This window comes from Pseudomonas sp. BO3-4 (assembly GCF_034044115.1).
In the GTDB taxonomy this organism is placed as follows: Bacteria; Pseudomonadota; Gammaproteobacteria; order Pseudomonadales; family Pseudomonadaceae; genus Aquipseudomonas; species Aquipseudomonas alloputida.
The window spans coordinates 4,319,980-4,339,546 of sequence record NZ_CP139018.1 but is presented as its reverse complement, the minus strand read 5'-3'; the positions used below and the strand labels follow the sequence as shown (position 1 = coordinate 4,339,546).

The 19,567-nt window shown below is 62.8% G+C and carries 14 protein-coding genes; 9 read left to right on the top strand and 5 right to left on the bottom strand.

The genetic code is table 11. From position 1 onward, the window contains the following. Positions 1-250: 250 nt before the first annotated feature. Positions 251-5,116: an NAD-glutamate dehydrogenase gene (locus REH59_RS20050; RefSeq protein WP_014859061.1), complete on the top strand. Its 4,866-nt coding sequence runs from the start codon at positions 251-253 to the stop codon at positions 5,114-5,116. Between the two features lie 272 nt (positions 5,117-5,388). Here REH59_RS20050 and ppsR read toward each other — a convergent pair whose 3' ends face one another. Beyond that, positions 5,389-6,207 (bottom strand): posphoenolpyruvate synthetase regulatory kinase/phosphorylase PpsR, encoded by an 819-nt coding sequence (gene ppsR / locus REH59_RS20045; RefSeq protein ID WP_003248634.1) that lies wholly within the window; start codon positions 6,205-6,207, stop codon positions 5,389-5,391. Between the two features lie 191 nt (positions 6,208-6,398). Here ppsR and ppsA point away from each other — a divergent pair, with 191 nt between their 5' ends. The 8 genes from ppsA (at position 6,399) to REH59_RS20005 (ending at position 15,054) form a co-directional block, all read left to right on the top strand. Further along, positions 6,399-8,774 carry a phosphoenolpyruvate synthase gene (ppsA, locus tag REH59_RS20040; RefSeq protein WP_019752139.1) on the top strand — a complete coding sequence of 792 codons (2,376 nt, stop codon included), beginning with the start codon at positions 6,399-6,401 and terminating at the stop codon, positions 8,772-8,774. Positions 8,775-8,875: 101 nt separating this feature from the next. Further along, positions 8,876-9,868: an alpha/beta fold hydrolase gene (locus REH59_RS20035; RefSeq protein WP_014859063.1), complete on the top strand. Its 993-nt coding sequence runs from the start codon at positions 8,876-8,878 to the stop codon at positions 9,866-9,868. Positions 9,869-10,526: 658 nt separating this feature from the next. Next, positions 10,527-11,018: a ribonuclease E activity regulator RraA gene (gene rraA / locus REH59_RS20030; RefSeq protein WP_003248652.1), complete on the top strand. Its 492-nt coding sequence runs from the start codon at positions 10,527-10,529 to the stop codon at positions 11,016-11,018. Positions 11,019-11,045: 27 nt separating this feature from the next. Continuing rightward, complete coding sequence (locus tag REH59_RS20025) at positions 11,046-12,041, top strand: zinc transporter ZntB (protein ID WP_003248655.1); 996 nt, start codon at positions 11,046-11,048, stop codon at positions 12,039-12,041. Between the two features lie 87 nt (positions 12,042-12,128). Beyond that, positions 12,129-12,401: a hypothetical protein gene (locus REH59_RS20020; protein WP_003248657.1), complete on the top strand. Its 273-nt coding sequence runs from the start codon at positions 12,129-12,131 to the stop codon at positions 12,399-12,401. A 2-nt stretch (positions 12,402-12,403) separates the two neighbouring features. Continuing rightward, positions 12,404-13,228, top strand: a complete 825-nt coding sequence (locus REH59_RS20015) for a mechanosensitive ion channel family protein (RefSeq protein WP_003248659.1) — start codon at positions 12,404-12,406, stop codon at positions 13,226-13,228. Positions 13,229-13,341: 113 nt separating this feature from the next. Continuing rightward, positions 13,342-13,908 (top strand): RNA polymerase sigma factor SigX, encoded by a 567-nt coding sequence (gene sigX / locus REH59_RS20010; protein WP_003248665.1) that lies wholly within the window; start codon positions 13,342-13,344, stop codon positions 13,906-13,908. 111 nt (positions 13,909-14,019) lie between these two features. Then, positions 14,020-15,054 (top strand): OmpA family protein, encoded by a 1,035-nt coding sequence (locus REH59_RS20005; protein ID WP_010953090.1) that lies wholly within the window; start codon positions 14,020-14,022, stop codon positions 15,052-15,054. Positions 15,055-15,140: 86 nt separating this feature from the next. Here the strand turns inward: REH59_RS20005 and cobA are convergent, their stop codons facing one another. From cobA to REH59_RS19985, 4 genes are all read right to left on the bottom strand, one after another. Then, complete coding sequence (gene cobA / locus REH59_RS20000) at positions 15,141-15,881, bottom strand: uroporphyrinogen-III C-methyltransferase (RefSeq protein ID WP_003248669.1); 741 nt, start codon at positions 15,879-15,881, stop codon at positions 15,141-15,143. 27 nt (positions 15,882-15,908) lie between these two features. Beyond that, a complete protein-coding gene (locus REH59_RS19995) occupies positions 15,909-17,579 on the bottom strand; it encodes a bifunctional protein-serine/threonine kinase/phosphatase (protein ID WP_014860781.1) in 1,671 nt (556 codons plus the stop codon). 9 nt (positions 17,580-17,588) lie between these two features. Beyond that, complete coding sequence (locus REH59_RS19990) at positions 17,589-18,800, bottom strand: nitrate/nitrite transporter (RefSeq protein WP_003248674.1); 1,212 nt, start codon at positions 18,798-18,800, stop codon at positions 17,589-17,591. 184 nt (positions 18,801-18,984) lie between these two features. Continuing rightward, a complete protein-coding gene (locus REH59_RS19985) occupies positions 18,985-19,560 on the bottom strand; it encodes an ANTAR domain-containing response regulator (RefSeq protein WP_003248677.1) in 576 nt (191 codons plus the stop codon). Between the last annotated feature and the right edge of the window lie 7 nt (positions 19,561-19,567).

Genomic DNA, 19,567 nt, shown 5'->3' with positions numbered 1-19,567 from the left:
GGAAGGGAATTCTGACAGTCTTGCGTACAGGCATAAACGTAAAGTTACCGCCCCTTGACCGAAATTGTCGCAGCGCTGCAAGCGTAGATGACCGATCAGTCGTTAAGCTTCGGCGAGCCCTGGGCGTGCCTGCGCACGTTCAACGTCTGGTTTTTACCGTCCGTCATGCCACGGGTTGGCTATCGTTGATCCGTACACGGCGCACGCAGCGACGCTTCAATTATTACAAAGCCCAAGCGGAGTACCACAGATGGCGTTCTTCACCGCAGCCAGCAAAGCCGACTTCCAGCATCAACTGCAAGCGGCCCTGGCGCAGCACATCAGCGAGCAGTCCCTGCCACAAGTGGCGCTGTTCGCCGAGCAGTTCTTCGGCATCATCTCTCTGGACGAACTCACCCAGCGCAGGCTTTCCGACCTGGCCGGCTGCACCCTGTCAGCCTGGCGCATCATCGAGCGTTTCGACCCCGAATACCCGCAAGTGCGGGTGTACAACCCTGATTACGAACGCAATGGCTGGCAGTCGACCCATACCGTGGTCGAAGTGTTGCACCATGACTTGCCGTTCCTGGTCGACTCGGTGCGTACCGAGCTCAACCGCCGTGGCTACAGCATCCACACCCTGCAAACCACCGTGCTCAGCGTGCGCCGTGGCGCCAAGGGCGAGCTGTTGGAACTGCTGCCCAAGGGCACCCAGGGCGAGGGCGTGCGCTACGAGTCACTGATGTACCTGGAGATCGACCGCTGCGCCAATGCCGCCGAGCTGACAGTGCTGACCCGCGAGATCGAGCAGGTGCTGGCCGAGGTACGGGTGGTGGTGGCCGACTTCGAGCCGATGAAGGCCAAGCTGCGTGAAGTGGTGGCGCAGGTGGAACAGACCGGCTTTGGTCCTGCCCAAAACGAGAAGGGCGAAGTCAAGGCCTTCCTCGAGTGGCTGCTGGATAACCACTTCACCTTCCTGGGCTATGAAGAATTCACCGTCAAGGGCGACGCCGATGGCGGCCAGATGGTCTACGACGAGCAGTCGTTCCTCGGCTTGCCGCGCCGTCTGCGCGTGGGCCTGACCGCAGAAGAGCTGCGCATCGAAGACTACGCTGTGGCCTACCTCAACGAGCCGCTGCTGCTGTCGTTCGCCAAGGCTGCGCTGCCCAGCCGCGTGCATCGCCCGGCCTACCCGGACTATGTGTCGATCCGCCAGCTGGACGCCGACGGCAAGGTCATCAAGGAGCACCGCTTCATGGGTCTGTACACCTCGTCGGTGTATGGCGAAAGCGTGCATGCCATTCCGTACATCCGCGTGAAGGTGGCCGAAGTCGAGCGCCGTTCGGGCTTCGATCCCAAGGCCCACCTGGGCAAGGAACTGGCCCAGGTGCTGGAAGTGCTGCCGCGCGACGACCTGTTCCAGACGCCGATCGACGAGCTGTTCAGCACGGTCATGGCAATCGTGCAGATCCAGGAGCGCAACAAGATCCGCGTGTTCCTGCGCAAAGACCCGTATGGCCGCTTCTGCTACTGCCTGGCCTACGTCCCGCGGGAAATCTACTCCACCGAAGTGCGGCAGAAGATCCAGCAGGTGCTGATGGAGCGCCTTAAGGCCAGCGACTGCGAGTTCTGGACCTTCTTCTCCGAATCGGTACTGGCCCGTGTGCAACTGATCCTGCGGGTCGACCCCAAGAACCGTATCGACATCGACCCGCAGCAGCTGGAACGCGAAGTCATCCAGGCCTGCCGCTCGTGGCATGACGACTACTCGGCACTGGTGGTGGAGAACTTCGGCGAAGCCCAGGGCACCAACATCCTCGCCGATTTCCCCAAAGGCTTCCCGGCCGGTTACCGCGAGCGCTTCGCCGCGCACTCGGCGGTGGTCGATCTGCAGCATGTGCTGAACCTGTCGGAAAGCAAGCCGCTGGCAATGAGCTTCTACCAGCCGTTGACCCAGGTGGGCGAGCGCATCCTGCACTGCAAGCTGTACCACGCCGACACCCCGCTGGCGCTGTCCGACGTGCTGCCGATTCTGGAAAACCTCGGCCTGCGCGTGCTCGGCGAGTTCCCGTACCGCCTGCGCCATGCCAATGGCCGCGAATACTGGATCCACGACTTTGCCTTCACCTACAGCGAAGGCCTGAGCCTGGACATCCAGCAGCTCAACGACACCCTGCAGGACGCCTTCATCCACATCGTCCGTGGTGATGCCGAGAACGACGCTTTCAACCGCCTGGTGCTCACCGCCGGCTTGCCGTGGCGCGACGTGGCCTTGCTGCGTGCCTACGCCCGTTACCTGAAACAGATCCGTCTGGGCTTCGATCTGGGCTATATCGCCAGCACCCTGAACAACCACACCGACATCGCCCGTGAGCTGACCCGGTTGTTCAAGACCCGCTTCTACCTGGCGCGCAAGCTTACCCAGGACGACCTTGACGACAAGCAGCAGCGCCTGGAACAGGCCATCCTGAGCGCCCTGGATGACGTGCAGGTGCTCAACGAAGACCGCATCCTGCGGCGCTACCTGGACTTGATCAAGGCCACCCTGCGTACCAACTTCTACCAGCCCGACGCAAACGGCCAGAACAAGTCGTACTTCAGCTTCAAGTTCAACCCCAAGCTGATCCCCGAACTGCCCAAACCGGTGCCAAAGTTCGAGATATTCGTCTATTCGCCACGGGTCGAGGGCGTGCACCTGCGCTTTGGCAACGTTGCCCGTGGTGGCCTGCGCTGGTCCGACCGCGAAGAGGACTTCCGTACCGAAGTGCTGGGGCTGGTGAAAGCCCAGCAGGTGAAGAACTCGGTCATCGTGCCGGTCGGCGCCAAGGGTGGTTTCCTGCCGCGTCGCCTGCCGCTGGGCGGCAGCCGTGACGAGATTGCCGCCGAAGGCGTGGCGTGCTACCGCATCTTCATTTCCGGCCTGCTCGACATCACCGACAACCTCAAGGACGGTGGCGTGGTGCCGCCGGCCAACGTGGTGCGCCATGACGATGACGACCCGTACCTGGTGGTAGCGGCCGACAAAGGCACCGCGACCTTCTCCGACATCGCCAACGGCATTGCCATCGACTACGGCTTCTGGCTGGGCGATGCTTTTGCTTCCGGCGGCTCGGCCGGTTACGACCACAAGAAGATGGGCATTACCGCACGCGGTGCCTGGGTGGGCGTGCAGCGCCACTTCCGCGAGCGCGGCATCAACGTGCAGGAAGACCCGATCACCGTCATTGGTGTGGGCGATATGGCCGGCGACGTGTTCGGCAATGGCCTGCTGATGTCCGACAAGCTGCAACTGGTGGCCGCGTTCAACCACCTGCATATCTTCATCGACCCCAACCCCGACCCTGCCACCAGCTTTGCCGAGCGCAAGCGCCTGTTCGACCTGCCGCGTTCGGCCTGGAGCGACTACGACACCAGCATCATGTCTGAAGGCGGCGGGATCTTCCCGCGCAGTGCCAAGAGCATCGCCATCAGCCCGCAGATGAAAGAGCGCTTCGCCATCGAAGCCGACCGCCTGACCCCGACCGAGCTGCTTAACGCGCTGCTCAAGGCCCCGGTGGACTTGCTGTGGAACGGCGGTATCGGTACCTACGTGAAGGCCAGCACTGAAAGCCACGCCGATGTCGGCGACAAGGCCAACGATGCGCTGCGGGTCAACGGTAACGAACTGCGCTGCAAGGTAGTGGGCGAGGGCGGCAACCTGGGCATGACCCAGCTCGGCCGCGTCGAGTTCGGCCTGAACGGCGGCGCCACCAACACCGACTTCATCGACAACGCCGGCGGCGTGGACTGCTCCGACCACGAGGTCAACATCAAGATCCTGCTCAACGAAGTGGTGCAGGGTGGCGACATGACCGAGAAGCAGCGCAACCAGCTGCTGGGCAGCATGACCGACGAAGTCGCCGGGCTGGTACTGGGCAACAACTACAAGCAAACCCAGGCATTGTCGCTGGCTGCCCGCCGCGCCCGCGAGCGGATTGCCGAGTACAAGCGCCTGATGGCCGACCTCGAGGCGCGGGGCAAGCTGGACCGTGCCATCGAATTCCTGCCGTCCGAAGAGCAGTTGGCCGAACGCCTGGCTGCCGGCCACGGCCTGACCCGCGCCGAGCTGTCGGTGCTGATCTCGTACAGCAAGATCGACCTCAAGGAGCAACTGCTCAAGTCGCTGGTGCCGGACGACGACTACCTGACCCGTGACATGGAAACCGCTTTCCCGCCGTCCCTGGTCAGCAAGTTCGCCGAGGCCATGCGCCGCCACCGCCTGAAGCGCGAAATTGTCAGCACCCAGATCGCCAACGACCTGGTCAACAACATGGGTATCACCTTCGTCCAGCGCCTGAAGGAGTCGACCGGCATGAGCCCGGCCAACGTGGCCGGTGCTTACGTGATCGTGCGCGACATCTTCCACCTGCCGCACTGGTTCCGCCAGATCGAGGCGCTGGACTATCAGGTGCCGGCGGAAATCCAGCTTACCCTGATGGACGAGCTGATGCGCCTGGGTCGTCGTGCCACCCGCTGGTTCCTGCGAAGCCGCCGTAACGAACAGGACGCCGGGCGCGATACCGCGCACTTCGGGCCGAAGATTGCGCAGTTGGGTCTGAAGCTGGATGAGCTGCTCGAAGGCCCCACCCGCGAACGCTGGATGGTGCGCTACCAAGGCTTTGTCGACGCCGGTGTGCCGGAGTTGCTGGCGCGTATGGTGGCGGGTACCAGCCACCTGTACACCCTGCTGCCGATCATTGAAGCGGCCGACGTTACCGGCCATGAGCCTGCGCAGGTGGCCAAGGCATTCTTCGCCGTGGGCAGCGCGCTGGACCTGACCTGGTACCTGCAGGAAATCAGCAACCTGCCGGTGGAAAACAACTGGCAGGCGCTGGCGCGCGAGGCATTCCGCGACGATATCGACTTGCAGCAGCGGGCGATCACCATTTCGGTCCTGCAGATGGCCGATGCACCGCAAGACATGGATGCCCGCGTGGCGCTGTGGTCAGAGCAGCATCGGGGAATGGTGGAGCGTTGGCGCGCCATGCTCGACGACCTGCGCAATGCCACGGGCACTGACTATGCGATGTACGCGGTGGCCAACCGCGAGCTGGTCGACCTGGCCATGAGCGGGCAGGCAGCGGTGGTGCCGTCCTGAGCCTTCTGGTGAGGTAAAACAAAGCCCCGGCAGTGATGCCGGGGCTTTTTTTGTATGCCTGGGCTGGCCCTTTCGCGGGTGAACCCGCTCCTACAGCGACCTGTGCCAAACCACCGAGCTGGGTCCAACCCCTGATGCGTTTTCTCCTCCGTGTAGGAGCGGGTTTACCCGCGAATACGGTGGCGGCGGCAACGGTGAACGGCCGCTGGAGATTGGCCAGCAGGGCCGGCCCTTTCGCGGGTAAACCCGCTCCTACAGGGGGGGCGGGGCTGTTACTTGAACCGTCTCTCCACGCCTTTTTCGACCAGGATCTTGGCGGAAATCTCTTCCACCGAAAAATGCGTGGAATTGATATTGGGAATGTTCTCCCTGCGGAACAGGCTTTCCACTTCACGCACTTCGAATTCGCACTGGGCAAAGCTGGAATAACGGCTGTTGGGCTTGCGTTCGTGGCGGATGGCGGTGAGGCGGTCGGGGTCGATGGTCAGGCCGAACAGCTTGCTGTGGTGCTTTTTCAGCACCGCCGGCAGCTGCAGGCGCTCCATGTCGTCCTCGGTCAGCGGGTAATTGGCGGCACGGATGCCGAACTGCATGGCCATGTACAGGCAGGTTGGGGTTTTGCCGCAACGCGACACGCCAACCAGAATCAGGTCGGCTTTGTCGTAGTAGTGGGTGCGTGCACCATCGTCGTTATCCAGGGCGAAATTCACCGCCTCGATGCGTTCCATGTAGTTTGAATTGCCGCCGATCGAGTGGGATTTGCCCACGGAATACGACGAATGGGCGATCAATTCCTGCTCAAGTGGGGATAAAAACGAAGAAAAGATGTCGATCATGAAGCCATTCGACGTCGCCAGGATCTCGCGGATGTCCTGGTTGACAATGGTGTCGAAGATGATCGGGCGGACCCCATCCCGCTCGGCCGCAGCGTTGATTTGCTGGACCATGGCCCGCGCTTTGTCCGGCGAATCGATGTAAGGACGGGTGAATTTGTTGAAGGGAATGCTCTCAAATTGCGCGAGCAAACTCTGGCCCAGGGTTTCGGCAGTGATACCGGTGCCGTCGGAGATGAAGAACGCGGTTCGTTTCATTTGCGATCTGGGCCTTAAGCTGATGACGATTCTTGGATATGATAAGTTCGGTTTGCCGAATGCGGCTGTCGACATTCTGCCACATTTGCAGCGCCTATTTTCCAGGTACAGGCCACAAACGCCCGGCCAAGTCATAGAAGACAGGCGGGCGCCTTTTGAGCTTTTCCAACACAGTTAGTGGAGAGATCACCTTGGTAGAGTACGTAGTTTCCCTCGATAAGCTCGGCGTCCATGATGTGGAGCATGTGGGGGGCAAGAACGCATCCCTGGGCGAGATGATCAGTAACCTCGCCGGTGCCGGCGTGTCGGTGCCGGGCGGCTTTGCCACTACGGCTCAGGCGTACCGTGACTTTCTCGAGCAGAGTGGGCTGAACGACCGCATTCACGCCGCGCTCGACGCGCTGGACGTTGACGACATCAATGCCCTGACCAAGACCGGCGCGCAGATTCGCCAGTGGGTCATGGAAGCCGAATTCCCGCCACGCCTGGATTCGGAAATCCGTACGGCCTTCGCCGAAATGGCCGCCGGCAACGACAACATGGCCGTTGCCGTGCGTTCCTCGGCTACCGCTGAAGACCTGCCGGACGCCTCGTTCGCCGGCCAGCAGGAAACCTTCCTCAACATCCGCGGCGTCGATAACGTGATCCGCGCGGCCAAGGAAGTGTTCGCTTCGCTGTTCAACGACCGCGCCATCGCCTACCGCGTGCACCAGGGCTTCGACCACAAGCTGGTGGCCCTGTCTGCCGGCGTGCAGCGCATGGTCCGCTCGGAAACCGGCACTGCCGGGGTGATGTTCACCCTCGACACCGAGTCGGGCTTCCGCGACGTGGTGTTCATCACTGGCGCCTACGGCCTGGGCGAAACCGTGGTGCAGGGTGCGGTCAACCCTGACGAATTCTACGTGCACAAGAACACCCTGCAGGCCGGCCGCCCGGCCATCCTGCGCCGTAACCTGGGCAGCAAGGCGATCAAGATGGTCTACGGCGACGAGGCCAAGGCCGGTCGTTCGGTCAAGACCGTCGAAGTCGACCGCGCCGAGCGCGCACGCTTCTGCCTGACCGATGCCGAGGTCAGCGAGCTGGCCAAGCAGGCCATGATCATCGAGCAGCACTACCAGCGCCCGATGGACATCGAGTGGGCCAAGGACGGTGACGACGGCAAGCTGTACATCGTCCAGGCCCGCCCTGAAACGGTGAAGAGCCGTTCCAGCGCCAACGTCATGGAACGCTACCTGCTCAAAGAGAAAGGCACCGTGCTGGTCGAAGGCCGTGCCATTGGCCAGCGTATCGGCGCCGGCAAGGTTCGCGTCATCAACGACGTATCGGAAATGGACAAGGTCCAGCCGGGCGACGTACTGGTCTCCGACATGACCGACCCTGACTGGGAACCGGTGATGAAGCGCGCCAGTGCCATCGTCACCAACCGCGGTGGCCGTACCTGCCACGCGGCGATCATCGCCCGTGAGCTGGGTATTCCGGCGGTAGTCGGTTGCGGCAACGCTACCCAGGTACTGAAAGACGGCCAGGGCGTGACCGTTTCCTGTGCCGAAGGCGACACCGGCTTCATCTTCGAAGGTGAGCTGGGCTTCGACATCAAGCAGAACTCGGTCGATGCCATGCCGGAACTGCCGTTCAAGATCATGATGAACGTCGGCAACCCGGACCGCGCCTTCGACTTCGCCCAGCTGCCCAACGCCGGTGTCGGTCTGGCACGCCTGGAGTTCATCATCAACCGCATGATCGGCGTGCACCCCAAGGCACTGCTGAACTACGCGGGCCTGCCTGCCGACCTGAAAGACAGCGTCGACAAGCGCATTGCCGGCTACAACGACCCGGTCGGCTTCTATGTCGAGAAGCTGGTCGAGGGTATCAGCACCCTGGCGGCGGCCTTCTACCCGAAAAAGGTCATCGTGCGCCTGTCGGACTTCAAGTCCAACGAGTACGCCAACCTGATCGGCGGCAAGCTGTACGAGCCGGAAGAAGAAAACCCGATGCTGGGCTTCCGCGGTGCGTCGCGCTACATCAGCGAATCGTTCCGTGACTGCTTCGAGCTGGAATGCCGTGCGCTGAAGCGCGTGCGCAACGAGATGGGCCTGACCAACGTCGAGATCATGGTGCCGTTCGTGCGCACCTTGGGCGAAGCCAGCCAGGTCGTCGACCTGCTCGCCGAAAACGGCCTGGCCCGCGGCGACAACGGCCTGCGCGTGATCATGATGTGCGAACTGCCGTCCAACGCCATCCTCGCCGAAGAGTTCCTGGAATACTTCGACGGCTTCTCGATCGGCTCCAACGACCTGACCCAGCTGACCCTGGGCCTGGACCGTGACTCGGGCATCATCGCCCACCTGTTCGACGAGCGTAACCCTGCGGTGAAGAAGCTGCTGGCCAACGCCATTGCCGCCTGCAACAAGGCTGGCAAGTACATCGGCATCTGCGGCCAAGGCCCATCGGACCACCCGGACCTGGCCAAGTGGCTGATGGAGCAGGGCATCGAAAGCGTGTCGCTGAACCCGGACTCGGTACTCGAAACCTGGTTCTTCCTGGCCGAAGGCCAAGGCGCGGCCTGATGCAGTAAACGCGGGGGGGCGTCTGGCGCCCTCCTGCCTGGTTTTTTCCAGGGCGAGCTCCAGCAATGGACCCCGCCCTTTTTTGTGCACCAAGCAACCTTATGCAAAGCAGCAGCACTTTATTTCCCGTGGCCCTGCTCAGTGCCGAGCGCCGCGGCGATCTCAGCGAAGACGTGTATCGGATCAAGGCCGGTAATGGCCCGGACCCCAGCGTCGAGCTCGCCATCACCCGTCTGGGACTGGCCGACCAAGGGCAGGCCCAAGGCGTGCCGGTCATTCTCCTGCACGGCAGTTTTTCCAATCGGCGCTTCTGGTATTCGCCCAAAGGGGTTGGCCTGGGCGCCTACCTTGCGCGCGCCGGTTTCGATGTCTGGATCCCGGAAATGCGAGGCCATGGCTTGTCGCCGCGCAACCTTGCCTGGAAGCACAACAGTGTTGCTGCCTACGCCCGTGATGACCTGCCGCTGATCAACGCCTTCGTGCGCGAGCAATCGGGCCAGGCGCCGCACTGGGTGGGCCATTCGCTGGGGGGGACGACATTGGCGGCAGCACTGGGTGGCGGCTTCCTGGAGCCTGGGCAAGTCGCCAGTGTGGCGTTGTTCGGTACCCAGATCAGCCGTGTCTATTGGCCATTGAAAGTGCCGCCGCTGGCTTGGGGCGCGAAGCTGGTGCTCAAGCGTTGGGGACAGATATCCGGGCCACGTTTCAAGCGTGGGCCTGAAGACGAGCCGATAGGCCTCGCCCTGGAGAGCATGCGCTGGCACGGCCTGTTCGGGCGCTTTGGCGACAAGCAGAACGATTGGTGGGCAGGGCTGGCTGAAGTGGATGTACCGCTGCTGGCAGTGGCCGGTGCAGGGGACTTCCAGGACCCGGTGTGGGCCTGTCGCAAGCTGTTCGAGCAGTTGGGCGGCGAGCGCAAGCAGTTCCTGCGGCTGGGTCGTGAAGAAGGTTTCGAGGCCTTTGGGCATGTCGACATGCTGGTGAGCAAGGCCGCGCAGGTGCAGGTGTGGCCGCTGGTGGAGCGCTGGCTGCGCAACCCGCTGCTGCCGGTGCATGCGTCCACTGTCGTTGCGGAACCTGTGCCTGCCAGCTGAGTTTGCTGTACCTGTCATGGCCTCTTCGCGGGTGAACCCGCTCCTACACAGATTGGTGGTGGACGCACATCGGTGGTAGAACACAGGCCGCGTGTAGGAGCGGGTTCACCCGCGAAAGGGCCGGGCCTGCTGGCCAATCTCCACCGGCCGTTCACCGTTGCCGCCGCCACCGTATTCGCGGGTAAACCCGCTCCTACACCGGATTGGTGGTGGACGCACATCGGGGGTTGGACACAGGCCGTCGTAGGGGCGGGTTTACCCGCGAAAGGGCCGGGCCTGCTGGCCAATTTCCACCGGCCGTTCACCGTTGCCGCCACCACCGTATTCGCGGGTAAACCCGCTCCTACACCGGATTGGTGGTGGACACACATCGGGGGTTGGACACAGACCGTCGTGTAGGAGCGGGTTTACCCGCGAAGAGGCCGGCCCTGCTGGCCAATTTCCACCCGCCGTTCACTGTCGCTGCCGCTACCGTATTCGCGGGTAAACCCGCTCCTACACCTGGATAACGGCGCGTTCCTGTGCAGGAACGGGTCACGCGTGGAAGGCCCGGTGCAGGATGAATACAAATGACTGCCCGGTCCCGGATGACTGCGACAGCCTCCAAGGTGTAGCCTTGGCCGATACCCGCTTTCGTTGTGACTGACAGGAGCTTCCCATGCAGCATTACGTAACGCCCGACCTGTGTGACGCCTACCCGGACCTGGTACAAGTGCTGGAACCGATGTTCAGCAATTTCGGTGGCCGCGATTCGTTCGGTGGCCAGATCGTTACCATCAAGTGTTTCGAGGACAATTCGCTGGTCAAGGAGCAGGTCGAACTCGACGGCAAGGGCAAAGTGCTGGTGGTCGATGGCGGGGGGTCGCTGCGCCGTGCGCTGCTCGGCGACATGCTCGCCGAAAAAGCCGCAAAAAACGGTTGGGAAGGCTTGGTGATCTACGGCTGCGTGCGTGATGTCGACGTGCTGATCCAGACCGACGTTGGCGTGCAGGCGCTGGCCAGCCACCCAATGAAGACTGACAAGCGGGGTATTGGCGATCTCAACGTGGTGGTGACCTTCGCCGGGGTAACCTTCCGCCCGGGTGAGTATGTGTATGCCGACAACAATGGCGTGCTGGTCTCGCCGAGCCCGCTGAAAATGCCGGAGTAATGCGCCGCACGCGCTGATGGAGCTTTGATGTTCGAGGAAGACAACGCGCAGTGGGGGCTGGTGCATGCCCTGGTGCTCGATGGCAAAGGCGGCGCGCGCTCGATTGCCCGTACCGAACTGGACGACCTGCAGTTGCAACCGGAGCAGAGCCTGTGGCTGCACTGGGATCGCAGCCATCCGCAAACCCGCTCCTGGCTGCTGCACGACAGCGGCCTGAGCGAGTTCGCCTGCGAGCTGCTGCTGGAAGAAAACACCCGGCCGCGCCTGCTGCCCATGGCGGACGAACAGCTGTTGCTGTTCCTGCGGGGGGTCAACCTCAACCCGGGTGCCGAGCCCGAAGACATGGTTTCGGTGCGCATCTTCGCCGAGGCGCAGCGGGTTATCTCGCTGCGCCTGCGGCCGTTGCGCGCCAGCGATGAAATTCTCCAGTTGCTGGAACAGGGCAGGGGACCGAAATCGGCCTCGGAACTGTTGCTGTTGATGGGCGAGTTGCTGACCGAAAAGGTCCAGGGCCTGGTCAGCGACCTGGCCGAGCTCGTCGACCTGGAGGAAGAAAAGGTCGAATCCGACGAGCGGTATGCCCCGGAGCAGGGCAGCCTGCAGCAGATCCGCCGCCGTGCCGCTGGCCTGCGCCGCTTTCTCGCCCCGCAACGGGAAATCTACGCGCAGTTGTCGCGCAGCAAATGGAGCTGGTTCGCCAATGCCGACGCCGATTACTGGAATGAACTCAACAACAGCCTGATCCGCTACCTCGAAGAGCTGGAACTGGCCCGCGAACGCGCTGCGCTGGTGCTGGAAAGCGAGGACCGGCGGCGCAGCGAGCGGATGAACCGCACCATGTACCGCTTTGGCATCATCACCTGCATCTTCCTGCCCATGAGCTTTGTCACCGGGCTGCTGGGCATCAATGTCGGCGGCATCCCCGGGGCGGAAAACCCTTTGGGCTTCCTGTTCGCCTGCATCGTCGTGCTGGGGTTGGCCGTGGGGCAGTGGTGGCTGTTCCGGCGGTTGCGATGGGTATAGCGGTGCAATTTGAAACCTTCGTGCCAACAGGATGTGTGACCCGTCGCCCGGCCGTCTCGTCTCTTGCTGACACTGCGCGAGGTGCCCATGCACGATCCGTTTGAAGAATCCCTGCGCGACCTGCTCAAGGCGTCACCCTCCGGCAATGACCGGGACGACCGGGACGACGCCGCTTGCCTGGGTCGCGTGCTGAAAACCGCCAACCGCCAGGTTGGCGCGGGTGATCTGTTCAGCCTGCTTGGCCGTTGGAGCCAGGCGCTGCTGATTGCTGTGAACAATGGCTCGGCGCATGTTGCGCCGGTGCGTCGACACTCTTCCCGCAACGCTGCCCCCGGCAGCAAAGCAGATAAGGCCGATTGAATATGGAACTCGATCTCTGGACCCAGAGCCTGGTCACCGCGATGACTGCCCTTTGGACCAAGGTAGCGAACTTCATCCCCAACCTGTTCGGCGCGCTGGTCGTGGTGCTGCTCGGTTTCGTGGTGGCCAAGCTGCTCGACACGCTGCTGTCCAAACTGTTGGCCAAATTTGGCCTGGACCGCCTGATGGCCGGTACGGGCCTCACCAAAATGCTCGGTCGGGGCGGCATCCAGGTGCCAATCTCGACCCTGATCGGCAAGATCGTCTACTGGTTCGTGCTGCTCATCTTCCTGGTCTCGGCCGCCGAATCGCTTGGCCTTGAGCGGGTTTCGGCAACCCTTGACATGCTCGCCCTGTACTTGCCCAAGGTGTTCGGCGCGGCGCTGGTGCTGCTGGCCGGCGTGCTGCTGGCGCAGGTGGCCAACGGCCTGGTGCGTGGCGCTGCCGAAGGTATCGGCCTGGAATACTCGGCAGGCCTGGGGCGTATCACCCAAGGCCTTGTGATCATCATCAGCATCTCGGTGGCCATCAGCCAGCTGGAAGTGAAAACCGACCTGCTGAACCACGTCATCGTTATCGGGCTGATTACCGTTGGTCTGGCCGTTGCCTTGGCCATGGGCCTTGGCAGTCGCGAAATTGCCGGGCAGATCCTGGCCGGCATCTACGTGCGCGAGCTGTACCAAGTGGGCCAGCAGGTGCGGATTGGAGAGGTCGAAGGGCATATCGAGGAGATCGGTACGGTGAAGACGACGCTGCTGACCGATGATGGCGAACTGGTGTCGCTGTCTAACCGCGAGCTGCTTGAACAGCGCGTCAATAGCCGCTAACCGCACAAAAGCTGTTAATGTATGCCGCCGCGAAATTCGACCCACGGGGTCGCGCGGCGACATTGACCTGACTGTCGGCCAGATCCGTTTTGAATAAAGTTCATTCGCCGCCCATGCGCTATGACCCCCGCGAGCTCACAGACGAAGAGTTGGTGGCGCGTTCGCATGAGGAGCTGTACCACGTTACTCGCGCCTATGAAGAGCTCATGCGGCGCTACCAACGGACCCTGTTCAACGTCTGTGCGCGTTATCTGGGGAACGACCGTGACGCGGACGATGTCTGTCAGGAAGTGATGCTGAAAGTGCTGTACGGGCTGAAAAACTTCGAGGGTAAGTCGAAGTTCAAGACCTGGCTCTACAGCATCACCTACAACGAGTGCATTACCCAGTACCGCAAGGAGCGTCGCAAACGTCGGTTGATGGATGCCTTGAGTCTGGACCCTGTTGAAGAGGCGTCCGAAGACAAGGCTCCAAAGCCGGAAGAAAAAGGCGGGCTGGACAAGTGGCTGGTGCATGTGAACCCGATTGACCGGGAAATTCTGGTGCTGCGTTTTGTCGCAGAGCTGGAGTTTCAGGAAATTGCCGACATCATGCACATGGGCCTGAGCGCGACGAAAATGCGTTACAAGCGCGCGCTAGACAAGCTTCGGGAGAAATTTGCCGGCCTTGATGAAACTTAGTGGCGTGCAAATATCTCTAACGAACCGGCGAGTTCTGCTAGACTCGCCGTCGAGTTGTCCCTCTTGTTTGTGGTGGGACTGCTTAACTATCACCAGATGGGGATTTAACGGATGAAATTGAAAAACACCTTGGGCTTGGCCATTGGTTCGCTTGTAGCCGCCACTTCGATTGGCGCTATGGCACAAGGTCAAGGCGCCGTCGAGACTGAAATCTTCTACAAGAAAGAATTCTTCGACAGCCAGCGCGACTTCAAGAACGACGGCAACCTGTTCGGCGGCTCGATCGGTTACTTCCTGACCGACGACGTTGAGCTGCGTCTGGGCTACGACGAAGTGCACAACGCTCGTGGCGAAGACGGCAAGAACATCAAGGGCTCGAACACCGCCCTGGACGCCGTTTACCACTTCAACAACCCGTACGACGCCATCCGTCCGTACGTTTCCGCTGGTTTCTCGCACCAGTCGCTGGGCCAGACCGGCCGTGGCGGTCGTGACCACTCCACCTTCGCCAACGTTGGCGCTGGCGCCAAGTGGTACATCACCGACATGTTCTATGCCCGTGCCGGCGTAGAAGCTCAGTACAACATCGACCAGGGCGACACCGAGTGGGCCCCGAGCGTTGGTGTTGGCCTGAACTTCGGCGGTAGCCCGAAGCAAGCTGAAGCTGCTCCTGCTCCAGTTGCTGAAGTCTGCTCCGACTCCGACAACGACGGCGTGTGCGACAACGTCGACAAGTGCCCAGACACCCCGGCCAACGTTACCGTTGACGCCGACGGCTGCCCGGCTGTTGCCGAAGTCGTTCGCGTTGAGCTGGACGTCAAGTTCGACTTCGACAAGTCGGTCGTCAAGCCTAACAGCTACGGCGACATCAAAAACCTGGCTGACTTCATGAAGCAGTACCCACAAACCACCACCGTGGTTGAAGGTCACACTGACTCCGTGGGTCCAGACGCTTACAACCAGAAGCTGTCCGAGCGTCGTGCCAACGCTGTCAAGCAAGTGCTGACCCAGCAGTACGGCGTAGAATCCAGCCGTGTTGACTCGGTTGGCTACGGCGAAACCCGTCCGGTTGCTGACAACGCCACCGAAGAAGGCCGTGCTGTCAACCGTCGCGTTGAAGCTCAGGTAGAAGCCCAGGCCAAGTAATTGGTTTGAAGCTTCATGAAAAACCCGGCCTCGGCCGGGTTTTTCTTTGCCTGGGGTTTAACCGGCCTCGAAGGCTGTTCCTGCTGTTAGCCTGCGATTGCGATCCGCCCCACAGCCTGTTGCTCTCCCACCACCTCTCCAATCACCAGGATTGCCGGGCTACGCAAGCCAAACGCCCGCGCAGCTTCCACCATTCCCTGCACATCGCTTCTGCACTCCCGCTGCTGCGGCAGCGAGGCGTTTTCGATCATCGCCACCGGCATTCCCGGCGCCATGCCCCCTGCCAGCAATCCTTGGCGCACCTGTTCCAGCCGCGCCACCCCCATGTACACCACCAGCGTTGTCCCGCCCTGAGCCAAGGCCGCCCAGTTCAGCTCGCTATCGTCCTGGGTGTGCGCCGTCACCAGCGTCACCCCTCGGCTCACGCCCCGTGAAGTCAGGGGGATCCCGCACTGCGTGGCTCCGGCAAGGCCGGCGGTGATGCCATTGATCACCTCCACCTCGATGCCATGGCCCTGCAGCCACAGTGCCTCCTCACCGCCACGGCCGAAGATGCAAGGGTCGCCGCCCTTGAGCCGCACCACGCAACGGCCCTGTCGCGCGTGGCGCAGCATCAGGCGCTGAATGAACGCTTGCGGTGTAGAGCGGCAGCCGCCGCGCTTGCCCACGGTCATTACCCGGGCCTGCGGGCAATGCTCGAGCACTGCCGGGTTGACGAGGTCGTCGACCATGACCACGGCGGCTTGCTGCAACGCACGCACGGCCTTGAGGGTGAGCAGTTCAGGGTCACCAGGGCCGGCACCGACCAGCCATACTTTTGCATTCATCAGGGTTTCCTCATCGGCAAGGCGCGTTCAGCCCTTGAGCAGGGTGAACAGCAGTATCAGATTGATCAGCAACGACAACAGGGCCAGGGTGCGCCACACCTTCAGCGGCTCGCGCTCCAGCAGCGGCCGGGGTCGGCTGGGCAGTTCCTGGCGGTCGCCGCGCTCGAGCAGCAGCAACCAGTGTTCGGCGGTTTCGAAGCGCTGCGCCGGGTCGCTCGCCACAGCCTGCAGCAGGTTGTGCTGCAGCCATTCCGGCAGGTCGGGTCGGTAGCGCGCGGCGTTGACCGGCTGGCCGAAGCGCGGGCGCTGGAAGGCCTCTACCTCGCCGTACGGGTAGTGTCCGGTCAGCAGGTGGTACAGGGTCACGCCCACTGCATACAAGTCCTGACGCGGGCTGGGTGGGTGGCCGTCGAATGCTTCCGGGGCGATGTACGAGGGCGTGCCGGGCAGCTCGTGCAGCGGGTCTTCGGACAGGCCCGGGCAATAAGCCAGGCCGAAGTCCAGCAGGCGCAGCTGGCCATCACGGCCCAGGTGCAGGTTGTCTGGCTTGATATCGCGGTGCAGCAAGTTGCGCCGATGCAGCACACCGACTGCCTGCAGCAGTTGCCGGGCGACTTCCAGCCATTGCGGCAAGGGTAGCGGGCCTTGTTCGGCCAGCAACGCCGCCAGGTTCTGGCCGGGATATTCGCGCATCACGTAGTACAGGTGCAGGCGCTGACTGGCGGTGTGTAGCTCGGGGAAGTGCCGGCCGGCGATGCGGCGCAGAAACCACTCTTCCAGCAACAGCCCTTGTGCCGCCCCCGGTTCCTGTTCGCGTGCCGGGGGCAGGGTCTTGAGCAGCCAAGGCTGGTTCTGGCTATCGCGCACTTTGTACAGCAAGGACTGGCGGCTGTGCGCATGCAGTGTTTCGACCTGCCAGCCGTCGATCACCTGGCCTTCGCGCAGCGGGCCGGGCACTGGCCATTGTTGCAGTTGCGCCAGGGTATCGCCCAGGTTGGCCGTGCCCAGTTGTTCGACTTGCACCAGCAAGGCGCTGGCGTTGTCCTTGCTGCCGTTGAGGTGCGCACTGGCCACCAGGGTGTCGGCGGCCAGTTGCAGGTCAGTTTGCTCGCGCAGCACGGCCTGGATGTGCTGTTCGCCCAGGCTGGCCCAGACCCCGTCGCTGAGCAGCAGAAAACATTCGCCCGGTTGCAGCTCGCCTTCCAGGTAATCCACCAGCAGGTGCTGGTCCAGGCCCAGTGCCCGTTTCAGTACATGCTGCATGCCCGGTTGGTCCCAGACATGGTCTTCGCTCAGGCATTGCAGCGTCCCCCCGTGCCAGCGGTACACCCGGCAGTCGCCTACATGGGCCAGGGTAAAGCGTCGGCCGCGCAACACCAGCGCGCTAAGCGTGGTCAACAACGGCTGGCCGCTGCCCTGGGCGCGCAACCAGCGGTTTTGCGCCAGCAGCAGACGGTCGAGGGCCTGGGCCACGCTCCAGGTGGCCGGCGTGGCGTAGTAATCCAGGGCCAGTGCCTGCAGGCTGGCGCGTGCCGCCAGGCCGCCGTCGGCACATTGGCTGACGCCGTCGGCCAGCGCGAACAGGTAGCCTTTGCTGGCGGCCAGTTCTGGTGCCGGTGTCACCAGGCGCAGGGCGTCCTGGTTTTCCGCGCGCGGCCCGGTGGCGCTGGCCTGGGCAAAGCTCAGTTGCAGGCTCATCGGCGTGCCTCAGACCCGCGCTGCAGTGACTGCAGTCGAGCCCCAGGTGGTGCGCCAGCGCTGTTTCACCCCGTGCAGGCCGAACCAGGCCAGCAGGCCCAGGCTGGCGAACAGCCACAGCCCCAGTTGGTAGTCGCCAGTGTGCTGCTTGATGGTGCCAAGCCCGGCCGCCAGCAGGAAGCCGCCGATGCCACCGGCCATGCCGATCAGACCGGTCATTACCCCGATCTCTTGGCGGAAGCGTTGGGGCACCAGCTGGAACACGGCGCCATTGCCGGCACCCAGGCCGAGCATGGCGCTGACGAACAGCGCCAGTGCGGCCGCGGCAGAGGGCAGGTTGAAGCCGACGGCGGCAATGCAGATGGCGGCGACGCCGTACATGCCCAGCAGGGTGCGGATGCCGCCAAAACGGTCAGCCAGGGCGCCGCCAAGCGGGCGCATCAGGCTGCCGGCGAACACGCAAGCGGCGGTGTAGTAGCCGGCGGTGACCGGGCTCAGGCCGTATTGGTCACTGAAGTAGCCGGGCAGGGCACTGGCCAGGCCGATGAAACCGCCGAAGGTAACGCTGTAGAAAAACATGAACCACCAGCTGTCACGGTCGCCCAGTGCCTTGAGGTAGTCGGCCATGGCTTTTGGCTTGGGCCGTTGCGGGGCATTGCGCGCCAACAGGGCGAACACCACCAGCGCCAGTGACAGCGGGATCAGCGCAAAGCCGAACACATTGTTCCAGCCAAAGCCCGCTGCCAGTGCCGGTGCCAGCAGGGCCGCGAACACCGTGCCGGAGTTGCCGGCGCCGGCGATGCCCATGGCCTTGCCCTGGTGCTGTGGCGGGTACCACTGTGAGGCCAGCGGCAGCGAGACGGCGAAGGACGCACCGGCAAAGCCCAGGAACACGCCGAGCAGCAGGGCCTGTTCATAGCTGTGTACGCCAAGGTACCAGGCTGCGGCGAGGGCGACGATGACCACCACCTGGCCGATCAGGCCAGCCGTCTTGGGCGACAGGCGGTCGACCAGAACGCCCATGGCAAAGCGCAGGATCGCCCCGGCCAGGATCGGCGTGGCCACCATCAGGCCCCGTTGTTGTGCGCTCAGTTGCAGGTCGGCAGCAATCTGCACCGCCAACGGGCCCAACAGATACCAGACCATGAAGCTGAGGTCGAAATACAGAAATGCGGCGAACAGCGTGGGCACATGCCCGGATTTCCAGAAGCTGGTACTCATCGAACACCTCACTCGGTAGTACAACGGAACGAAAAAAACGCCGCTACCCGCTCCACGGGCGTGGAGGGGAGAGCGACGTCTTTGTCGGGATTCAAGTGGGGTAACCGCCGTTGGCTACCGGTGAGTTTTGTTGAGCAAGAGATGGGCCAACTTCTGGTGGGGCTGGCTTGAGATTTTCAGCGCATCAGCCGAGCATCTCATGCATGGCAATGATCTGTTCGGCCACCTGGATCAGCTTCTGCTGCCGGCTCATGGCCTGGCGACGCATCAGGGTATAGGCCTGCTCTTCGTTGCAGTCCTTCATCTTCATCAGCAAACCCTTGGCTTGCTCGATGCGCTTGCGTTCGGCCAGTTGCTGGTCGCGCGCCAGCAGCTGCGCCTTCAGTGCCTGGTCGCTCTCGAAGCGGGCCATGGCCACGTCCAGGATCGGCTGCAGCCGCGCAGCATGGATACCCTCGACGATATAGGCGCTGACCCCGGCCTGGATCGCCTGACGCATCATCCCGGGGTCGTGCTCGTCAGTGAACAACACGATGGGCCGCGGCTGGTCACGGCTCACCAGCACTACCTGTTCCATCACATCGCGGTCTGGTGAGTCGGTATCGATCAATACCACGTCGGGGCGCACCGTTTCGACGCAGGCGGGCAGGTCGATGGTCAGGTCTGGGGCTTCGATGATCTCGAAGCCGGCCTCACTCAACGCCGCCCTGAGGCGGCCGAGCTTGCTCTGGGTGTCGTCGATCAGCAGGATGCGCAGCATGTTCGTC